Origin of the sequence: Brevibacterium senegalense, assembly GCF_000285835.1 — a bacterium.
In the GTDB taxonomy this organism is placed as follows: Bacteria; Actinomycetota; Actinomycetes; order Actinomycetales; family Brevibacteriaceae; genus Brevibacterium; species Brevibacterium senegalense.
The window spans coordinates 1-16538 of the sequence record NZ_HE978606.1; the positions used below are offsets into that span (position 1 = coordinate 1).

15 protein-coding genes are annotated in these 16538 nt (G+C 71.1%); 7 read left to right on the top strand and 8 right to left on the bottom strand.

What is annotated here, in order from left to right; translation table 11 throughout:
• Both HGBR_RS11740 and HGBR_RS17705 read left to right on the top strand, forming a co-directional pair.
• Positions 1–439, top strand: a 439-nt coding sequence (locus HGBR_RS11740) for an IS110 family transposase (RefSeq protein ID WP_019159538.1), incomplete at its 5' end; no start/stop codon positions are given.
• 203 nt (positions 440–642) lie between these two features.
• Positions 643–1947 (top strand): MFS transporter, encoded by a 1305-nt coding sequence (locus HGBR_RS17705; RefSeq protein ID WP_245533338.1) that lies wholly within the window; start codon positions 643–645, stop codon positions 1945–1947.
• Here the strand turns inward: HGBR_RS17705 and HGBR_RS11750 are convergent.
• Together HGBR_RS11750 and HGBR_RS11755 are read right to left on the bottom strand one after the other, a co-directional pair.
• Positions 1899–2843, bottom strand: coding sequence for an ABC transporter substrate-binding protein (locus tag HGBR_RS11750; RefSeq protein WP_161601867.1), 945 nt, complete (start codon positions 2841–2843; stop codon positions 1899–1901). The genes HGBR_RS17705 and HGBR_RS11750 overlap by 49 nt on opposite strands.
• Positions 2844–2962: 119 nt before the next feature.
• Complete coding sequence (locus HGBR_RS11755; protein ID WP_019159541.1) at positions 2963–3550, bottom strand: TetR/AcrR family transcriptional regulator; 588 nt, start codon at positions 3548–3550, stop codon at positions 2963–2965.
• 216 nt (positions 3551–3766) lie between these two features.
• Between HGBR_RS11755 and HGBR_RS17710 the strand changes: the two genes are divergently transcribed.
• Positions 3767–4900, top strand: a complete 1134-nt coding sequence (locus HGBR_RS17710) for an alpha/beta fold hydrolase (protein ID WP_083882868.1) — start codon at positions 3767–3769, stop codon at positions 4898–4900.
• A 50-nt stretch (positions 4901–4950) separates the two neighbouring features.
• On the opposite strand, the gene HGBR_RS17715 is transcribed toward HGBR_RS17710, so the two are convergent.
• From HGBR_RS17715 to HGBR_RS11780, 4 genes are all read right to left on the bottom strand, one after another.
• On the bottom strand, positions 4951–5862 hold the full coding sequence (locus HGBR_RS17715) for an endo alpha-1,4 polygalactosaminidase (RefSeq protein ID WP_019159543.1): 912 nt from the start codon (positions 5860–5862) through the stop codon (positions 4951–4953).
• Complete coding sequence (locus HGBR_RS11770) at positions 5843–6826, bottom strand: ornithine cyclodeaminase family protein (protein ID WP_019159544.1); 984 nt, start codon at positions 6824–6826, stop codon at positions 5843–5845. The genes HGBR_RS17715 and HGBR_RS11770 overlap by 20 nt, the downstream gene beginning before the upstream one ends.
• 118 nt (positions 6827–6944) lie before the next feature.
• Positions 6945–7928 (bottom strand): arsenic resistance protein, encoded by a 984-nt coding sequence (locus HGBR_RS11775; protein ID WP_019159545.1) that lies wholly within the window; start codon positions 7926–7928, stop codon positions 6945–6947.
• Positions 7929–7930: 2 nt separating this feature from the next.
• Positions 7931–9394, bottom strand: a complete 1464-nt coding sequence (locus tag HGBR_RS11780; protein WP_019159546.1) for an MDR family MFS transporter — start codon at positions 9392–9394, stop codon at positions 7931–7933.
• Between the two features lie 399 nt (positions 9395–9793).
• On the opposite strand from HGBR_RS11780, the gene HGBR_RS11785 reads away from it, so the two are divergent.
• Positions 9794–10864 carry an alcohol dehydrogenase catalytic domain-containing protein gene (locus HGBR_RS11785; RefSeq protein WP_019159547.1) on the top strand — a complete coding sequence of 357 codons (1071 nt, stop codon included), beginning with the start codon at positions 9794–9796 and terminating at the stop codon, positions 10862–10864.
• Positions 10865–10887: 23 nt separating this feature from the next.
• Here HGBR_RS11785 and HGBR_RS11790 read toward each other — a convergent pair whose 3' ends face one another.
• Positions 10888–11580 carry a response regulator transcription factor gene (locus HGBR_RS11790; RefSeq protein WP_019159548.1) on the bottom strand — a complete coding sequence of 231 codons (693 nt, stop codon included), beginning with the start codon at positions 11578–11580 and terminating at the stop codon, positions 10888–10890.
• The gene (locus tag HGBR_RS11795; protein WP_019159549.1) at positions 11577–13031 is read right to left on the bottom strand and encodes a sensor histidine kinase; all 1455 of its coding nucleotides are present in this window, start codon (positions 13029–13031) and stop codon (positions 11577–11579) included. Before HGBR_RS11795 ends, HGBR_RS11790 begins: the two co-directional genes overlap by 4 nt.
• A 109-nt stretch (positions 13032–13140) precedes the next feature.
• On the opposite strand from HGBR_RS11795, the gene HGBR_RS17720 reads away from it, so the two are divergent.
• The 3 genes from HGBR_RS17720 to HGBR_RS11810 all read left to right on the top strand — a co-directional run bounded on the left by HGBR_RS17720 (position 13141) and on the right by HGBR_RS11810 (position 16529).
• Positions 13141–13596, top strand: coding sequence for a hypothetical protein (locus HGBR_RS17720; protein ID WP_019159550.1), 456 nt, complete (start codon positions 13141–13143; stop codon positions 13594–13596).
• 225 nt (positions 13597–13821) lie between these two features.
• Positions 13822–15105 carry an acyl-CoA dehydrogenase family protein gene (locus HGBR_RS17725; protein ID WP_019159551.1) on the top strand — a complete coding sequence of 428 codons (1284 nt, stop codon included), beginning with the start codon at positions 13822–13824 and terminating at the stop codon, positions 15103–15105.
• Positions 15102–16529, top strand: coding sequence for an LLM class flavin-dependent oxidoreductase (locus HGBR_RS11810; RefSeq protein WP_019159552.1), 1428 nt, complete (start codon positions 15102–15104; stop codon positions 16527–16529). Before HGBR_RS17725 ends, HGBR_RS11810 begins: the two co-directional genes overlap by 4 nt.
• Positions 16530–16538: the final 9 nt, after the last annotated feature.

Consider the following 16538-nt stretch of genomic DNA (forward strand, 5'->3'; position numbering starts at 1 on the left):
GGACATCGTTGCCGGTGAGGTCGAGAAGCTGGTGGATGACTTCCCTCTTTCCCAGGTCTTGACCAGCATTCCGGGAGTCGGGGTCAAGACCGCAGCGCAGATCCTCCTGGCCGCTGGTGACATGTCCGCGTTCCCCACCCCGGGACACCTGGCCGCCTACGCGGGGATCGCCCCAGTCACGCGGCGTTCGGGCACCTCGATCCGGGGCGAGTTCCCCGCGAGGGCTGGGAACAAGCGGTTGAAGAACGCATTGTTCCGGTCCGCGTGGGTCGCGTCCTGCCACGATCCGCTATCGAAGGCGTACTACGAGCGGAAACGCGCTGAGGGGAAGCGTCACAACGCTGCTGTGATGTGCTTGGCTCGTCGCCGGCTGAACGTCATGTACGCGATGATGAAGACTGGCACACTCTACGAGCCCCGAGTCCCTGCAGCTGCTTGACAACCACCATAGGGACACCCCCCGCCCGGCCCACTCTTCTCAGCCCGCCCGCCCTTCTCAGCCCCGCCCGCCCTTCTCAGCCCCGCCCCTCTTCCCACCACCACCCCACGCATGTAGGATCCATCTTGTATCCCAGTAGGGTTCACCGCGAACCCCCGGCCACGCCGTGCCCCGCCGACCACGACCCGATGAAGGACTCCCCCGTGTCATCCCACAAGCTCACCCTCGCGAAGCTGTTCACTGCCCAGTTGTTCTCGGGCGCCGGCATCGCGTCCGGGTACGCCGTGGGCGGCCTGCTCGCCGAGCAGATCACCGGCCGCACCGCCATGGCCGGCTTCGCGCAGATGAGCGTCATCCTGGGCGCCGGCCTCGTCGCCTACCCCCTCGCCACGCTTGCAGGCCGCTACGGCCGCCGCACCGCGCTGACCCTGGGCTTCGGCACCGGCACGCTGGGCGCTGGCGTCGTCCTCGTGGGTGTCTCCGTGGGCTTCCTGCCGCTCTTCATGTTGGGCATGATGCTGTGCGGATCCTCGACCGCAGCCGGTCTGCAGGCCCGGTACGCGGCCTCGGACACGGCGAACCCGCAGAAGCCGGGGCAGGCGATGTCGATCGTCATCTGGGCGACCACCGTGGGCTCCGTCCTGGGTCCCAACTTCACAGAGCCCGGCTCACGCCTGGGCGACTTTCTGGGCATCAACCCGCTGTCCGGGCCGTACCTCATCTCGATGGGCTGCTTCGCGATGGCCGCCCTCGCCGCGTTCTCGCTGGGCTCGGTGCGGAGGACCACCGCCGGCACCACACCCGCCGAGGTCCCCACACCCGCCGCCGGCACCGCACCCGCCGCAGCCCAGGCCTCCGCCACCGCTCGCCCCTCCCTGGGAGAGTCGCTGCGCTACCTCCTGTCCCGCCCGGTCGCCCGCTACGCGGTCATCACCGTCATCACGGGCCAGATGATCATGACGAACGTCATGGTCATGACGCCGGTCCACATGGACCACCAGCACTTCGACCTGTCCGCGGTGGGCATCGTCGTGAGCATCCACATCCTGGGCATGTACGTCTTCTCGCCCGTGTTCGGCTGGATGGCCGACCGCTGGGGACCGCGCACCGTCATCAACATCGGCATGGTGGTCTACACCGTCACCATCGTCCTGGGCATCTACGACTCGCTGCTGCCCACATCGAACTTCCTCATCCTCAACACCGCCCTCTTCCTGCTGGGCGTGGGCTGGTCGATGTTCCTCATCGGCGGATCGTCCCTGCTGGTCAAGAGCGTGGATGGCCGCATGCGGGTCCCGCTGCAGGGCGTCTCCGACTCCGCGATGAACCTGGGCGGCGCGTTCATGGCCGCCTTCGCGGGCACGCTCCTCAACACGGGCGGCTTCTTCCTCATCAATGCGGCCGCCGCCGTGGTCCTGCTCGTCAACATCGTCTTCGCGATCCTGGCGAACCGCCGGGCTCAGTCCCCCGCCGAGGCCCCGGAGACGATCCCCGCCACCGTCCGGTAGCCGTCCGGCAGGTGGATCCCGGCCACCGCCGATGCCTCCGTCATCGGCACGATGTGCACCTCGCCCGAGGCCACGGCCGGCACCTGCTGAACCGCCTCCGCTCCCAGCAGCTCGTCGAAGGGCTCGTCACCTGCGCCCATGAAGTCCTCGAGCAGGATGATGTCCGGGTCGGCCCTCACCAGCAGTTCCGCGTCCAGCGGGGCCGTCCCGGTGAGTCCGGCCTCGGCAGCGGCCGTCTGGGCGGCCTCGGCGTGCCGGCCGTCGGTCTGCTGACCTTCTGACGGCTGGGCAGTGGACTCGTCGCCCTCTCGGATGCCCTCGAGCAGCGCGTCCGCCTGCTTCGTCGCCTCATCCTCCTCCCCCAGTGCCTCGCCCACGCGCAGGAGGGCGTCCGCGTAGGCCTCGGGGGAGGCGAAGTCGTCCGAGGACAGGGCCAGCGACTCGACACCTGCGTCCGCCAGCTGGTCACCCGCGGTTCGCTCACCGGCGTGACGGGCGGTCGTGAGGACGAGGTCGGGCGAGTGGGAGAGGATCTGCTCGACGTCCGGCTCGACGCCGGCGGGGATCGTGGCTTCGACCTGCCGGGCCAGATCCGGGAGCATGCCCATGTGCGGCGAGCGCGAGGACTCGCTGACCGGGGCCATCCGCTCCGGGCCGGCCAGCAGGAGGGCCATGTCGGAGACATCGGAGCTCACCGCGACGATGCGGGACGGCTGCTCCGACGCCGAGGTCGTGGTCGCCTCCGCACCCGACTCACCTGCGGAGCCGCTCCCCTCGCTGCCACTGGCGGGGGTGCAGGCGGTGAGGGCGAGCGCGGCGACGGCGGCGCCGTCCTGGGGCCGGCCGGGCCCGGCGGAGGCGAGCGCGTCGAGCGCCCGCGGCACCGAACTGTCCACCGGCCCGATGCTCACAGCCACGAGGCACGCGAGGACCAGCAGCACCGCCAGCACGATGAGTCCGCTGAGGTGGGGACGGACCTCACCCTAGGAAGCGGATCTCAGCCGGGAGCCGGCGATCAGTGGCCGGGAAGCAGCGACACGAGGAGATCCGCGGCCGAGGTGACGTCGAACTCCTCGTCCGCGAGGCGCTCGGCGACGATCCCGTCGATCGCCCCGCCGATGATGAGGGCGAGCGCGCGGGAGTCGACCGCGGTCGCTCCCCTCTTCGCCACTGCCCTGTGTTCCGTCGCTGCCTCTGCCGCCGCATCGATGATCCCGGCCAGGGGCGCCCATCGCGCCTCCGACGCGTGATCGACGTCCTGCTCCCGGCCGACCTCCGCGAGGACCCGCACGTGCCGGGGGTTGTCACGCAGGTGCGCCACCATCGTCCGGATGTAGACGGCAGGACGATCGCCCACGGGGGCGGCGTCGATCGCGGCACCCACAGAGGCGACGAGCGCGTCCAGCACCCGCTGGTACGCCGCCGCGATGAGCGCGTCCTTCGAGCCCACGTGGTAGAGCACCGCGGCCTTCGTGATGCCGGTCGCCTCTGCGACGCGCGCCAACGAGGCACCCGCGAGGCCGCGCCGCGCGATCTGCTCGATGGTCGCGTCGACCAGCTGCGCCCGGCGCGCCTGTTCCGTGAACGTCCTCGAATCCGTCACGCGCAGTGCCTCCTCGTCGTGTCCACCCGGTCATCCCGTCCATCCGGCACCCGTGTGGGCGTCCTCGTGATCGTCACGACCGACCTTGCCATCCCCACGGACATTACCGTACGGTCAGAGAACTGACCGATCGGTCAGTAGCGCGTCCAAGTGCTTCACGCATCCATGAGCACCAGAGGGCCCGACGCCCACCGCCGAACGCGCGGAAGGACAGACATGACGGAGACGACAGGCAGCACCGACCGCAGCACCCCGCACCCGCATCACCCGACCCGCCCGGCTGCCTCGACCCAACCGACTCCCCCGAGGCCCTCGACCCGTTGGTCGCGACGACGGATCGTGATCGCCGCGCTCACGGTCACCGCCGTCGTCGCGGGTGCCGCGGTCATCGCCCTGCGCGCACCCTCGCCCGTGGGCCACTGGGACGGCGCGGAGGGATTCGACCGGTACCTGGCCGCCTACGAGGAGGCGTTCGAGGACCTCCCCGACCCGGACGAGGTGCTCGATCTCCGCACCGACTACGGACTCGTCCGCGTCTACCGGTTCACCTCGACACGGGAGGACGGGTCAGAGCACGACAGCACGACGGAGCACGACGGCGCGACAGAGCACGACACCTCCCCGGCGCCGGTCGACCCTCTGGTCCTCCTCCCCGGCCGCAGCTCGGGAGCACCTGTCTGGGCGGACAACATGCCATCGTTGCGGGACATCGGAGACGTCTACGCGATCGACCTGCTGGGCGAACCCGGCTTGAGCGTCCAGTCCCGCCCCATCGAGTCGGACGCGGATCAGGCGGCCTGGCTCGACCAGACCCTCGCGCAGCTCCCTGAGGACCGCTTCCACCTGGTCGGTCTGTCGATCGGGGGTTGGACCGCCGCGAACCTCGCGACGCACACGACCCAGCACGTCGCCGGGCTCACGCTGCTGGACGCCCCGCTCGTCTTCGACGACCTCCCTCTGGGCACCGTCCTCCGCACGATCCCGATCGCGTTCCCCTGGGCACCCCGCGCGTGGCGAGACTCGTTCAACTCGTACACCGCCGGCGGCGCCACGGTCGAGGACGTCCCCGTCGCCCGGATGATCGAGGCGGGCACGCAGCACTACCGCCTGCGCCTGCCCGCGCCCGCACGGATCGACGAGGAGCGGCTGGCCGGGATCGACGTCCCCCTGCTCGCACTCATCGCGGGGCGCTCGGTCATGCACGACCCGGCTGTCGCCGCGGACACCGCGACCCGTGTGCTGGGCGCGGAACAGGTCCACGTCTACGACGACGCCTCGCACGCGATCAACGGGGAGTACCCGCAGGAGATCGCCGCGGACATCGAGGCTTTCGCCCGCTCGTTGCACTGACCACTGTCATGGACGATCTCGAACCTCGTCGAGCACAGTCCCTGCCGAACTCAGTCCTCGTCGCACCGCTCGAAGACGTACCCGTCCGCCAAGGCCGGCACCAGACCCAGGTCGCGTCGGATCGCCGTCGACGGGACAGCTCCCGCCGCGCAGAGGTCCGCGAACTCGTCCCCGGTCCCGTACTCGATGTCGAGGACCACGTCGTAGGCCCGGGTGTACGCAGCGCACTCGTCGAACGCGCCGCAGTCCTCCGCGATCGCGAAGTCGAAGACGCCCGGGGCCGCGTCCACCGCCTCCGGCGTGTTCGTCTGGGCGACCGCCAGGCCCCGGCCCTGCGCCTCCGTGCTCAGCAGCCGCGCGAGTGCCAGGTTGTCCTCGAGCGTCAGCCTCCCGCCGGACCGGGTGTACGAGTCGAGATTGTCGAATTCGACGGCATCGAACCCGGCCTCCGCGCAGCCGGCGATCAGTGGTGCCAGGCGGTCCGCGATCCGCTGGCGCGAGTCCTCCGAACCGGTGTCCAGCAGGGCCTCGTCCGGCCAGTCGGGATCGAAGACCGGCTGGCCGTCCGCCGCGCCAGCGTCCGTCTCACGACCCGTCGCCTCGTCGCCCAGCGGCTCGTCAGCCACCGGCTCCCTCTCCTCCCGCAGCACGAGGTCGCCCCACGCGTCCGCCGCGCCCGGCTGCGTCTGGAACCCGTTGATGTAGCAGACGGAGTAGAGGCCGGCGGCAGGCTCCGCGGTGCTGTCGCGCACGACGATGCCCGTCCCCTCCGGAGGTGGGGAGACTCCGCCCAGCTGGTAGTCGAAGCCCGTGTCCGCCCGCGGCGGGATGACGGCGGAGGCGTCGGCAGATGCATGTCCGTCGCCCGGTGCGTCCGCACCGGTGGCAGGCGCGCAGCCCGCCAGGACGGCGACCGCAACCAGTCCCAGCGCGACGGCCTGTCTACGCGTCCGCCTCCTCACGTCCACCCTCCCTGCGTCCCTCGTCCGCCGCGAGGATCGCCTGCGCGAACGCGAGGTCCTGGAGTGCGAACCCGGAGCTGTCGAACACGGTGATCTGCTCAGCGTCCGTGCGCCCCGAGGCGTCTCCCGTCAGGACCGAACCCAGCGCGGTGATCGCCTTCGAATCCGGCGCATGCGAGAACTCGCCGATCGCCCGCGACTGGTCCGGCAGGTCGCAGAAGAGGGCCGCCTCGTAGAGTCCCGGATCCAGCTCCTGCTTGCCGGAGCCGTCCGCGCCCATCGCGGAGATGTGCGTGCCCGGCCGCACCCACTCCGCGCGGATCACCGGCTCCTTCGCGTTCGTCGCGGTCACGACGACGTCCGCCCGCCGGACCGCGTCCTCGATGTCCGTCGCCTCGACGCCCACTCCGGTCCTGGACGCCCCCGTTCCCGAGGCCCCCAGCAGCTCCCGCAGCTCGTCCGCCCGAGTCTGTGCGGCGTGGGGCCTGCGACCGGCGACCAGCACCGTGTCGAAGTCCCGCACGCGGACGGCGGCGCGCGCCTCGTAGAGCGCCTGGTGGCCGGTGCCCACGACCGCGAGCACCCGGGAGTCGTCCCGCGCGAGCGTCTGCACGGCCAGCGCATCCGCTGCCGCGGTGCGGAATGCGTTGCCGGCTGCGGCCTCGACCACGGCGGCGACACGACCGGTGTCCGGGTCGAGGAGCACGACGGTCGAGCCGTGGTTCGACAGCCCGTGCGCGTCGTTGCCGGGCCAATAGCTGCCGATCTTGATGACGGCCTCTGTCCCCGCCGCACCCGACTTCACGGTGAAGCGGTGGCCGTCACCCGTCACGGGGGCGACGACGACGGGATAGACGGTGCCGCCGGTGACGGAGGCGGTGAACGCGCTCCGGGCGGATTCCAGCGCCAGATCCTCATCGACCAGCGCCTTCGAGACGGCTTCCTCCACGACACGGATCGCCATGGGGTCCTCCTTCTGTGCGGGTGCCCCCAGCCTACGGTCGGGCACGGACGCACATATGTCAGAGGTCAGGTATCCCGGTGTGCCCCAGGCACGGACTGACCCGCACGGGAAGTCGCACTCAGCTGGCTCCTCTCGCAGCCGGTACGAGACGCGGCAGCAGGCGGACGCACACGACGAGGAACAGGAGCTCGACGAGCGTCTGCGTCACGACGACCAGCGGCGCCAGCGCGAAAGGGGTTGCGAGCGCCAGCGGGAGGACGACGAGCGAGTTCCGCGTGACGCCGCTCAGGGCGAGCGCACGGGTGGCGGGCACGTCGAGACCCGCGAGGCGGCCCGCCGCGATCCCCACAGCCATCATGATCACGGCGAAGACCACGAAGACGGGCACGACCAGCATGAGTGATCCCAGCAATCCGCTCACCGCACCGATCTGCGAGGCGACGGCGAGCGCGAGCGTCGTCATCATGAGCGGGACCATCCCGGCTTCGACCGCGCCGGCGGCACGGTCGACCCACGGGACCCGTGCGGCCGCGGCCCGGGTGAGGGCGGCGGCCGGCAGTGGGACGACGATGAAGGAGAGGAACGCACGGACGAAGGGCTCGAGTGCCAGGCCGGCCACGGCCTCGGGCCCGGCCAGCAGCCGCAGCAGCACCGGCAGCAGCACGATCTGGACGAGCATGAGCAGCGGGGTGGCGGCCAGCAGCCGGGTCCGTGCTCCGCCGGCCAGCCCCGTGAACACGAGGACGTAGTCGATGCAGGGGGTCAGCAGCACGAGCAGCACGCCCACGAGGAGGGCCTGATCGTGGGCGACCAGGCGCGACAGCGGCCAGACGACCAGCGGGACGAGGACGAAGTTCACGAGCAGGACTGCCATGAGGAAGCGGCCGTCGCGCAGCGCGGCGGTCAGGCGGGCGAACGGGACGCCCAGGAAGGTCGCGTAGAGGAGGAGGCCCAGGACGGGGGTGAGGGCGGCCTCGGCGGGACCGGCGGCGGACGGGAACAGGAGTCCCGCAGCGCCGCCGGCCGCCAGAGCCGCGAGGTAGAGCGCCACCTGGTGGCGCTCACCCCACGCGACGAGGCCGGGCACCGTCGGGTCGGACAACCTCAGGCCGCGGGCTGGTGCTCGTCCTGGTCCTCCGGCTTCCGGATGAGGAACGCGAGGACGACCGGGACCAGCGCGATGCAGCCAGCCAGCAGGAATGCGGCTCGGGCGCCCGGCGCGGCGGCCTGGGCCGCGGGCTGGCCAGCGGCCTCACCCGCGTGCAGCGCACCGGAGTAGATCGCGACGAGCATCGCGGTGCCCGCCGCACCCGCGACCTGCTGGAGGGTGTTGAGGACCGCAGAGCCGTGCGAGTAGAGGTGGCGCTTGAGCGACCCCAGCGACGCGGAGAACAGCGGGGTGAACGACCCGGCCAACCCCAGCGACATGACCGACTGCACGATGACGAGCATCCACACCGGGGTGTCCTCGCCGACCCGCGAGTAGAAGAACATCGCGGTGGCGATCATGATCGTGCCCGGGATGAGCAGGACCCGCGGCCCCTGCGCGTCGTAGATCCGGCCCATGACCGGACCCAGCAGACCCATGAGCAGCGAACCCGGCAGCAGGACCATGCCCGACTGCGCGGCGGAGAGGCCCGCGACCGTCTGGAGGAACAGCGGCAGGAGCGAGAACGTGCCGAACATCGCGAGCGCCACGACCGCCATGATGATGACGGACAGTGCGTAGTTGCGCGACCCGAAGACCCGCAGGTCCAGGAACGGGGCGTCCTTGCGCTGCAGCGCCAGCTGGCGCCACACGAAGAGGGCGAGGAAGACGATCCCGGCGGCGACGAAGCTCCAGCCGACGACGGTCGCGGAGGATCCTCCGCCGTCACCGCCGTGCGCGCCGCCGAACTGGCTGAGGCCGAACACCAGGCTGCCGAACGCCAGTGCGGACAGCGGCACGGAGAGGGCGTCGAACGGTGCGCGGACGGTCTCGCCCAGGTTCGTCATCCACTTGGCACCCAGGGCCATCGCGATGAGCGCGATCGGGAGGACGATCCCGAACAGCCAGCGCCAGCCCAGATTGTCCAGCACGATGCCCGACATGGTGGGGCCGATCGCCGGCGCCAGGGAGATGACGAGGCCCACGCGGCCCATCATCCGGCCGCGCGAGTGGGGCGGCACGACGTTCATCATCGTCGTCATGAGCAGCGGCAGCATGATGCCCGTGCCCGCGGCCTGCACGATGCGGCCCAGCAGCAGTGGGAGGAAGCCGTGCGACACGAGGCACAGGGCCGTACCCAGCGCGAAGGTCGTGATCGCGGCGAGGAACACCTGGCGGGTCGTGAACCGCTGGACGACGTAGCCGGTCGTGGGGATGACGACCGCCATCGTGAGCATGAAGGCGCTGGTGAACCACTGCCCCTGCTCCGGCGGGATGCCCAGCGCGACGTTGAGTTCCGGGATCGCGATCGCCATCGTCGTCTCGTTGAGGATCGCGACGAAGGCGGCGACCAGCAGGAGCCAGATGACCCGCATGCCGGCGGGATCGATCCCGTCCTTGTGCTGGGGCGTGACGGGCATGCTTCCGGTATCGGTGGTCACGGCTGTGCTCCGAGTCTGTGAGGTGCTGCGCGCACACGGGTGGCCGGGCCGATCGTGGCTGCGGCTGCACACGGGTGCGGAGTTGATGAACACTGTGGATGACCCGGAGCGCCTGGGTCGGGGCGCCTGCGCGGGTCGGATGAGGAGACAACAGTAGCACCGGGATGATCACCGGAAACAGACCTCGCACTGTGACGCTCGCCCCTGTGCCGGCGTCCCGGAGCAGTCACTCGACCCCCGACCGTGTCATCCCGGACCCTTGCGCCGTTCATCTCATATGCACGACCGCGCATCGATACCGTCACCCCCGCGTCAGTGCTCGCGCCTACCGTGGAGGGTGAACGTCGGACGCACGTTCCGACGGGAGACGGAGGAGCTGTGAAGGCCGCACGGTACTACGGCAAGGAAGACATCCGCATCGAGGAGGTCGAGGAGCCCCAGGTCCGCCCCGGGACGGTGAAGATCGCCCCCGCATTCAACGGCGTCTGCGGCAGCGACCTGCATCTGTTCCACGACGGACCCATCCCGCCGGCCCCCACGGACACGGAGCCGCACCCGATCTCCGGCGAGACGCTGCCGGTCGTCTTCGGGCACGAGTTCTCCGGAGTCGTCGAAGAGGTGGGCGAGGGCGTCGCGGGGATCGCCGTGGGCGATCACGTCGCGGTCGAGCCGCTCATGGTCGACGGCACCTGCGCCGCGTGCAAGGCGGGCAAGTACAACCTCTGCGAGAAGATGGGCTTCATCGGGATCTCCGGACTGGGCGGGGGCCTCTCCGAGCACATCGTCGTCGAGGAGCGCTGGGTCCACCCGGTGGGCGACATCCCCCTCGACCAGGCCGCACTCCTCGAGCCCCTGGCGGTGACCGTCCACGCGGTCCGGCACGCAGGCGTCGACGAATCCGCGAAGGGCAAGGTCGCGGTCGTCGGCGGCGCCGGACCGATCGGCCTGCTCACCGCCGCGGTCCTGCGGGCCTACGGCCTGACGACCGTCGTGAGCGAGGTGTCGCCCGAGCGACGCCGCACGGCGGAGACCTCCGGCGTCGCGACCGTCACCGTCGATCCCACGAGCGAGGACCTCATTCAGGTCGTGCGCGAGCACGCGGGCGACGAGATGGCGGCCTTCGCATTCGACGCCGCAGGAGTGGGCGCCGTCGTCGACCAGCTGCTCGACGTGCTGGGGCCCGGCGGTCGTCTCGAGGTCGTCGCGATCCACACGCAGCCGCACGAGCTCGACCTCACCGGACGCCTCACGATGCAGGACCGGGTCATCGGCTCGTCGGTGGGGTACGCGAACGACCACGAGGAGGCCATCCGCCTCGTCCACGAAGGCCTCGTCGACCTCGCACCGTTCATCACCAGCCGCATCGTCGTCGACGACATCGTCGAGAAGGCCTTCCACAAGCTGCTCGACGATCGCAGCGAGGTCAAGATCCTCGTCTCGATGAACTGAACAGAGTGGGGCGCGCGGAGCACTCAGCTGGGGGCGTGCAGGTCCGGACTCCCGTCCGGCGGACCCGCCCCCGGTGTCACCAGCCCCGACTCGTAGGCGAGCACCACCAGCTGCGCGCGATCCCGTGCACCCGTCTTCGTGCGCAGCCGGCTCACGTACGTCCGCACGGTCTCCGGGCTGAGGAACAGCAGCGGTGCCACCTCCGCGTTCGTGAGCCCGCGTCCCACGAGGGCCAGGACCTGCGTCTCCCGCTCGCTCAGCCCGCTCACCATCTCCGGGCGGTGCGCCGCGAGTGCCGCCTGCCGGAACAGGATCGCCGTGAGCGACGGGTCCGCGATCGAATCGCCGGAGGCGACGTCGCGGATCGCCTGCCGCAGCCCGGGCCCGTCCACGTCCTTGAGCAGGTACCCGCTGGCACCGGCCCGCACGGCGGCCAGCACATCCTCCTCCGTGTCGAACGTCGTGAGGACCAGGACCCGCACACCGCCGAGGTCGTGGTCCCGCGAGATCTGCTCCGTCGCCGCGATCCCGTCCACCAGCGGCATGCGGAGGTCCATGAGGACGACATCCGGCCGGGTCCGGCGCACCACCGCGAGACCCTCCAACCCATCGCCCGCCTCCCCCGCGACCTCGATGTCGCCGTCGCGGGAGGCGAGGAGCGCCAGTCCCGCGCGCACCAGCTCCTGGTCGTCGACCAGCACGATCCGGAGGGTCATGGGAGGTCTCCTGCGTCTGCCGGGAGGTCCCGGCCATCGGGGGCGGCCGGGTGGGCCAGGTCGGTGGGGCGTGGTGACTCCACCGGCAGGGCCGCGTCGACCACGAAGAGGTCCGGCTGCTTCCGGCCCCACGTGAGGGAGCCGCCCAGAGACCCGGCGTGGTCGCGCAGGCTGCGCAGTCCGGTCGAGCCGGGCAGAGTCCCACCCGTCTGACCGGACACCCCGGCCGTCTCGCTCACACCGGTCTCCCTGCTCACACGGGTTTCCGGGCTCACGCCGGTGTCCCCGAGTACCCCTGCGTCCCCGCTCACGCCGTCATTCAGCACTCGGATCCGCAGCTCCCCCGCTGCGTCGCCGGTCGACCCCGGACCGCGGGACTGCGTGAGGGCGAGACCGATGTGGTCCGGCTGCGCGTGCCGCAGCGCGTTGGTCGTCGCCTCCCGCACGATCCGGACCGCTGCGGCATCGACGGAGGGCGGCAGCGGACCGTGGTCGCGCACGAGGTCGACACTCACCCCGCCCGCGCGGATCCGGTCGAGGAGTGCGTCGAGGCCCGCGAGTGACTGCTCGAGGGAGGAGTCGTGCGCTGCGCCCGCGCCCTGGGCATCCCGGGCTGAGCCCGGATCACCGGCGAGGCCCTCGTCGTCTGCGGACTCAGCCACGGCCTCGGCGCCGGTTCTGATGCGGGCAGGCGAGCCCACGGCCCGCACGGCACTGCGCAGCTGGTCGAGCGACCGGGAGGCCGCCTCCCGCAGATGCCGCGCGCTGACGCCGGCCGGGTGGTCGTCCGGCACCTGCTCGAGCACCGCGTTCGCATGCAGCGACACGATCGCCAGGGAATGGCCCAGGTCGTCGCGCAGTGCGCGGGCGATCCGGGTGCGGTCCTCCTCCTGGACGCGCTGCGCGCGGGCGAGCGCCGCCTGCGCGGCCATCCGCTCCGCGTCCGCCCGGCTGGCCTGCAGCGCGCGGCGGGTGCGGATGACCTCGGCCAGGGCGACGGCCAGGGCCACGAGGACGAGGTTGCTCAGCAGCTCGTAGCCCAGCACGGCCTCGGCGGAATCGCCGCCTCGGATCCGGAAGAACGAGGCGACGACGAAGAGCAGACCGGCCGTCACCAGCGCGAACGTGCGATGTCCGGCCAGGGTGACGGCCGTGAGGATGACGAGCAGCGGCAGGATGACGCCGATGCTGGGCAGACCTACGGTGTAGTACGCGCAGACGGCGAGCGCGGCCAGCACCAGCGCGGTCCGGGGGATGCGATCGCGCACCAGGGTGAGGACGCCGAAGGACACGGCGAAGGCCACCGCGACAGCCAGGTAGGCGCCGCCGCGGTCCCCGGACCACCCCGTCGTCTCACCCCACAGGGCCAGGAACAGGACGGCGTTCGCGACCGCGACCGCGAACAGGATGCCCAGCGCCCGCGACCGGGGAGTGGTCTCCGTCGCGTCCATGCCACCATCGTAGGGACCGGCGCGAAGACAGGGCATCGCTTCCGGGCGTACACGACTGTCGCCTGCGGAGGAACGCGGCAGCGCCGCCGGTCTCCGTAGCGTCGAGGGCATGGACGAGACACAGAATCCTCAGCAGCCCCAGACTCCCGCCACCGCCTCTGCCCAGACCCCCGCACCGCCCGGGCCGGACTACCGCCTGGCGATCGGACTGGGCGCGCTCACCCTCCTCTATCCGATCCTGAATATCGCCATCAACCTCCTGGGGATGGAGGGCACGACCCGGGTGCCGGTCAACGCGTGGCTGTGGCTGGCGATCGGCGTCGTCTGGATCCTCGTGGGCTGGCTGACCCGCACGCCCCGCCCGTTCCTGACCCTGCTGGCGACGGGTATCGCGGGCGGGATGCTCACCTCGGCGCTGGTCATCGGCATCCAGCTGTTCACCTCCGGCGGTCCCGGACTGGCGACCGCACCGTTCGCGATCGTCTCGATCCTCGCGATGCACGCGGCCGGCGGTGCGCTGTGCGGCCTCGTGGCATGGGGACTGCAGGCGGCGACCGGACGGTGACGCGGCCCGGCCGGGACGGTCCTGTCCGCGCCCGGCCGGAACCGCGCACATGACGGGACATGACCCCGGATGACGGGGTTGTGACGCGCACGGCACGGGTGCGCGCAGCCCGTCCCTAGCCTCGAGACCGATCACCCCGGTCGCGCACCCACCGACGGGGGCGCCCCATCAGCGGAAGCGCTCCCTGGAGGGGAGCACCGGGATCAGTCCGAGGAGAGGACCGTCATGAGCTCGACCCAGCAGTTCGACCGTGTCGCCGCACCCCTGCGGGAGGAGTTCGCGCGCGTCAGTGCCGGCGCCGTCGACCGGGAGCGTGCGCGCGAGTTGCCGCGGGCGGAGGTGAGCGCACTGGCCGCAGCGGGCTTCGGCGCCCTGCGCGTGCCCGCGGACGCGGGAGGTGCAGGCCTCACCCTGCCGCAAGCGGCGACCCTGTGGCGCGAGGCCGCGGCCGCGGACTCGAACATCCCGCAGATCTTCCGCGGCCAGTTCGCGATCGTCGAGGACCGCCTCCACGCCACGGATGCATCCCGCACGACGTGGTTCGAGCGGTTCGCCGCCGGCCAGTTCGTGGGCAACGCGTGGAGCGAGACCGGCCCCACGACCACGGCGGGATCACTCACCCGGGTGACCCGGACCTCGGCGGGCCTGCGCCTGAGCGGACGCAAGTACTACACGACGGGCAGCATCTACGCGCAGTGGACGGACGCGACGGCGACCGCGGACGACGGCTCCACGGTCGCCGTCCTCGTCCCCACCGACGCACCCGGCGTCACGATCTCCGACGACTGGGACGGCTTCGGTCAGAAGCTGACGGGCACCGGCACGATCGTCTTCGAGGATGTCCCGGTCGACCCGGCGAACGTCCTCACGCTCACGGACCGGTTCAGCTACCAGACCGCGCTCTACCAGCTGGTCCTGCTGTCCGTGCACGCCGGCATCGCCCGCCGCGCCGCGGATGACGCGGCACAGGCCGTCCGCGACCGCACCCGCGTGTACACGCACGGCCTGGCCCCGCTGGCGCGGAACGACGGACAGATCCTGGCCGTCATCGGGCAGGTCGAGTCCGCGGCGTTCGCGGCCGACGCGATCGCAGACCGCGCCGCGCACGCGCTCCAGGCGGTCTCCGACCTCGAGGCCCAGCGCGGCTCCGAGGCGCACCGGACGGCACTCGCGGACGCCGAGCTGGCGACCGCGAAGGGCCAGGTCGTCCTGACCGACCTGGTGCCCCAAGCGGCCAGTGCCCTCTTCGACGCGCTGGGGGCGTCTGGCACCAACCAGGCACTGTCCCTGGACCGCCACTGGCGGAATGCGCGCACGGTGGGCTCACACAACCCCGTCATCTACAAGCAGCGCATCATCGGCGACGCCGCCGTCAACGGCACCGAACCCGTCTACCTGTGGGACGTGGGCGTCTCTGCCAGTGGGGCAAAGGGCAAGAAGACAGGCGGGGCGGCGACCGAGTCCGCCGGCCAGGAGCAAGACGCCGCGCGCGAGGCGGTGCGCGCATGACGAAGCAGATCCGGTTCAACGCGTTCGATATGAACTGCGTCGCCCACCAGTCGCCCGGCCTCTGGCGGTATCCGGGCGACCGAGCATGGCAGTACAAGGACCTCGAGTACTGGCAGGACCTGGCCCGCATCGCCGAGCGAGGCCTCTTCGACGCGATCTTCATCGCGGACGTGCTGGGGACCTACGACGTGTTCGGCGGCAATGACCTCGCCGCGATCCGCCAGGGCGCCCAGGTGCCGGTCAACGACCCCGTCCAGCTGGCGGCGATCGGGGCGGCCGTCACGGAGCACGTGGGCTTCGGGATCACGGCCGGCACCGCGTTCGAGCATCCCGTGCCGTTCGCGCGCCGACTCTCCACCCTCGACCACCTCACGAAGGGGCGCGTGGGCTGGAACATCGTGACCGGCTACCTGCCGTCCGCCGCCCGCAACTTCGGACAGGCGGACCAGCTGGCGCACGACGCCCGCTACGACCACGCGGACGAGTACCTCGAGGTGATCTACAAGCTGCTCGAGGGATCGTGGGAGGACGACGCGGTCGTCCGCGACGCCGCCTCAGGCGTGTTCGCGATCCCGGAGAAGGTACACCACATCGGACACCACGGGACGCACTTCGATGTCCCCGGCATCCACCTGTCCGAGCCCTCGCCGCAGCGCACCCCGGTCGTGTTCCAGGCGGGTGCCTCTCCGCGCGGAGTCGCGTTCGCCGCTCAGAACGCGGAGGCCATCTTCATCGGCGGTCCCACGCGCGATGCGGCGAAGAGCACGGTCGCGCGGCTCCGGAAGGCGCTGGTCGAGGCGGGCCGCGACCCGTACGACGCGAAGATCTACCTGCTGAGCTCCATCATCACGGACGAGACGGCCGCCGGTGCCCGCGCGAAGTACGAGGACCTCCTCTCCTACGCGAGCGTCGAGGGCACGCAGGTGTTCTTCTCCGGATGGCTGGGCGTCGACCTGTCGACGTACGACCTCGACGAGCCGCTGGGGAACGTGCAGTCGAACGCGATCCAGTCCGCCCTCGAGGCGTTCCAGGGCGAGAACGCGGACGGGCGGACGTGGACCGTGCGCGACATCGTGAAACTGGGCGGCGTGGGCGGACAGGGCCAGAACTTCATCGGCTCGCCGGCGGAGATCGCGGACACCCTCACGGACATCGTCGAGTACACGGACGTCGACGGCTTCAACCTGGCCTATGCGACGACGCCGGGGACCTTCGAGGACGTGGCCGACCTCGTCGTACCGGAGTTGCAGCGCCGGGGCGTCTACCAGCAGGAGTACACACCCGGCACGCTGCGCCACAAGCTCTTCGGCGCAGGCGATCGGCTGCCGGACCACCACCGCGGCGCCCAGTACCGGGTGGGCGGACCACTCTCGACGATCGACGATCACACAGACACGGGGAGGCCGATTCCCGCGGTGATCTGATCCCGACCG

Excerpts from the sequence above, each read along its gene's own strand:
- HGBR_RS17710 (WP_083882868.1), top strand. The coding sequence starts at position 3,767 with ATGACGGAGACGACAGGCAGCACCGACCGCAGCACCCCGCACCCGCAT.
- HGBR_RS11770 (WP_019159544.1), bottom strand. The coding sequence starts at position 6,826 with ATGGCGATCCGTGTCGTGGAGGAAGCCGTCTCGAAGGCGCTGGTCGAT.
- HGBR_RS11780 (WP_019159546.1), bottom strand. The coding sequence starts at position 9,394 with ATGCCCGTCACGCCCCAGCACAAGGACGGGATCGATCCCGCCGGCATG.
- HGBR_RS11790 (WP_019159548.1), bottom strand. The coding sequence starts at position 11,580 with ATGACCCTCCGGATCGTGCTGGTCGACGACCAGGAGCTGGTGCGCGCG.
- HGBR_RS11795 (WP_019159549.1), bottom strand. The coding sequence starts at position 13,031 with ATGGACGCGACGGAGACCACTCCCCGGTCGCGGGCGCTGGGCATCCTG.
- HGBR_RS17720 (WP_019159550.1), top strand. The coding sequence starts at position 13,141 with ATGGACGAGACACAGAATCCTCAGCAGCCCCAGACTCCCGCCACCGCC.
- HGBR_RS17725 (WP_019159551.1), top strand. The coding sequence starts at position 13,822 with ATGAGCTCGACCCAGCAGTTCGACCGTGTCGCCGCACCCCTGCGGGAG.
- HGBR_RS11810 (WP_019159552.1), top strand. The coding sequence starts at position 15,102 with ATGACGAAGCAGATCCGGTTCAACGCGTTCGATATGAACTGCGTCGCC.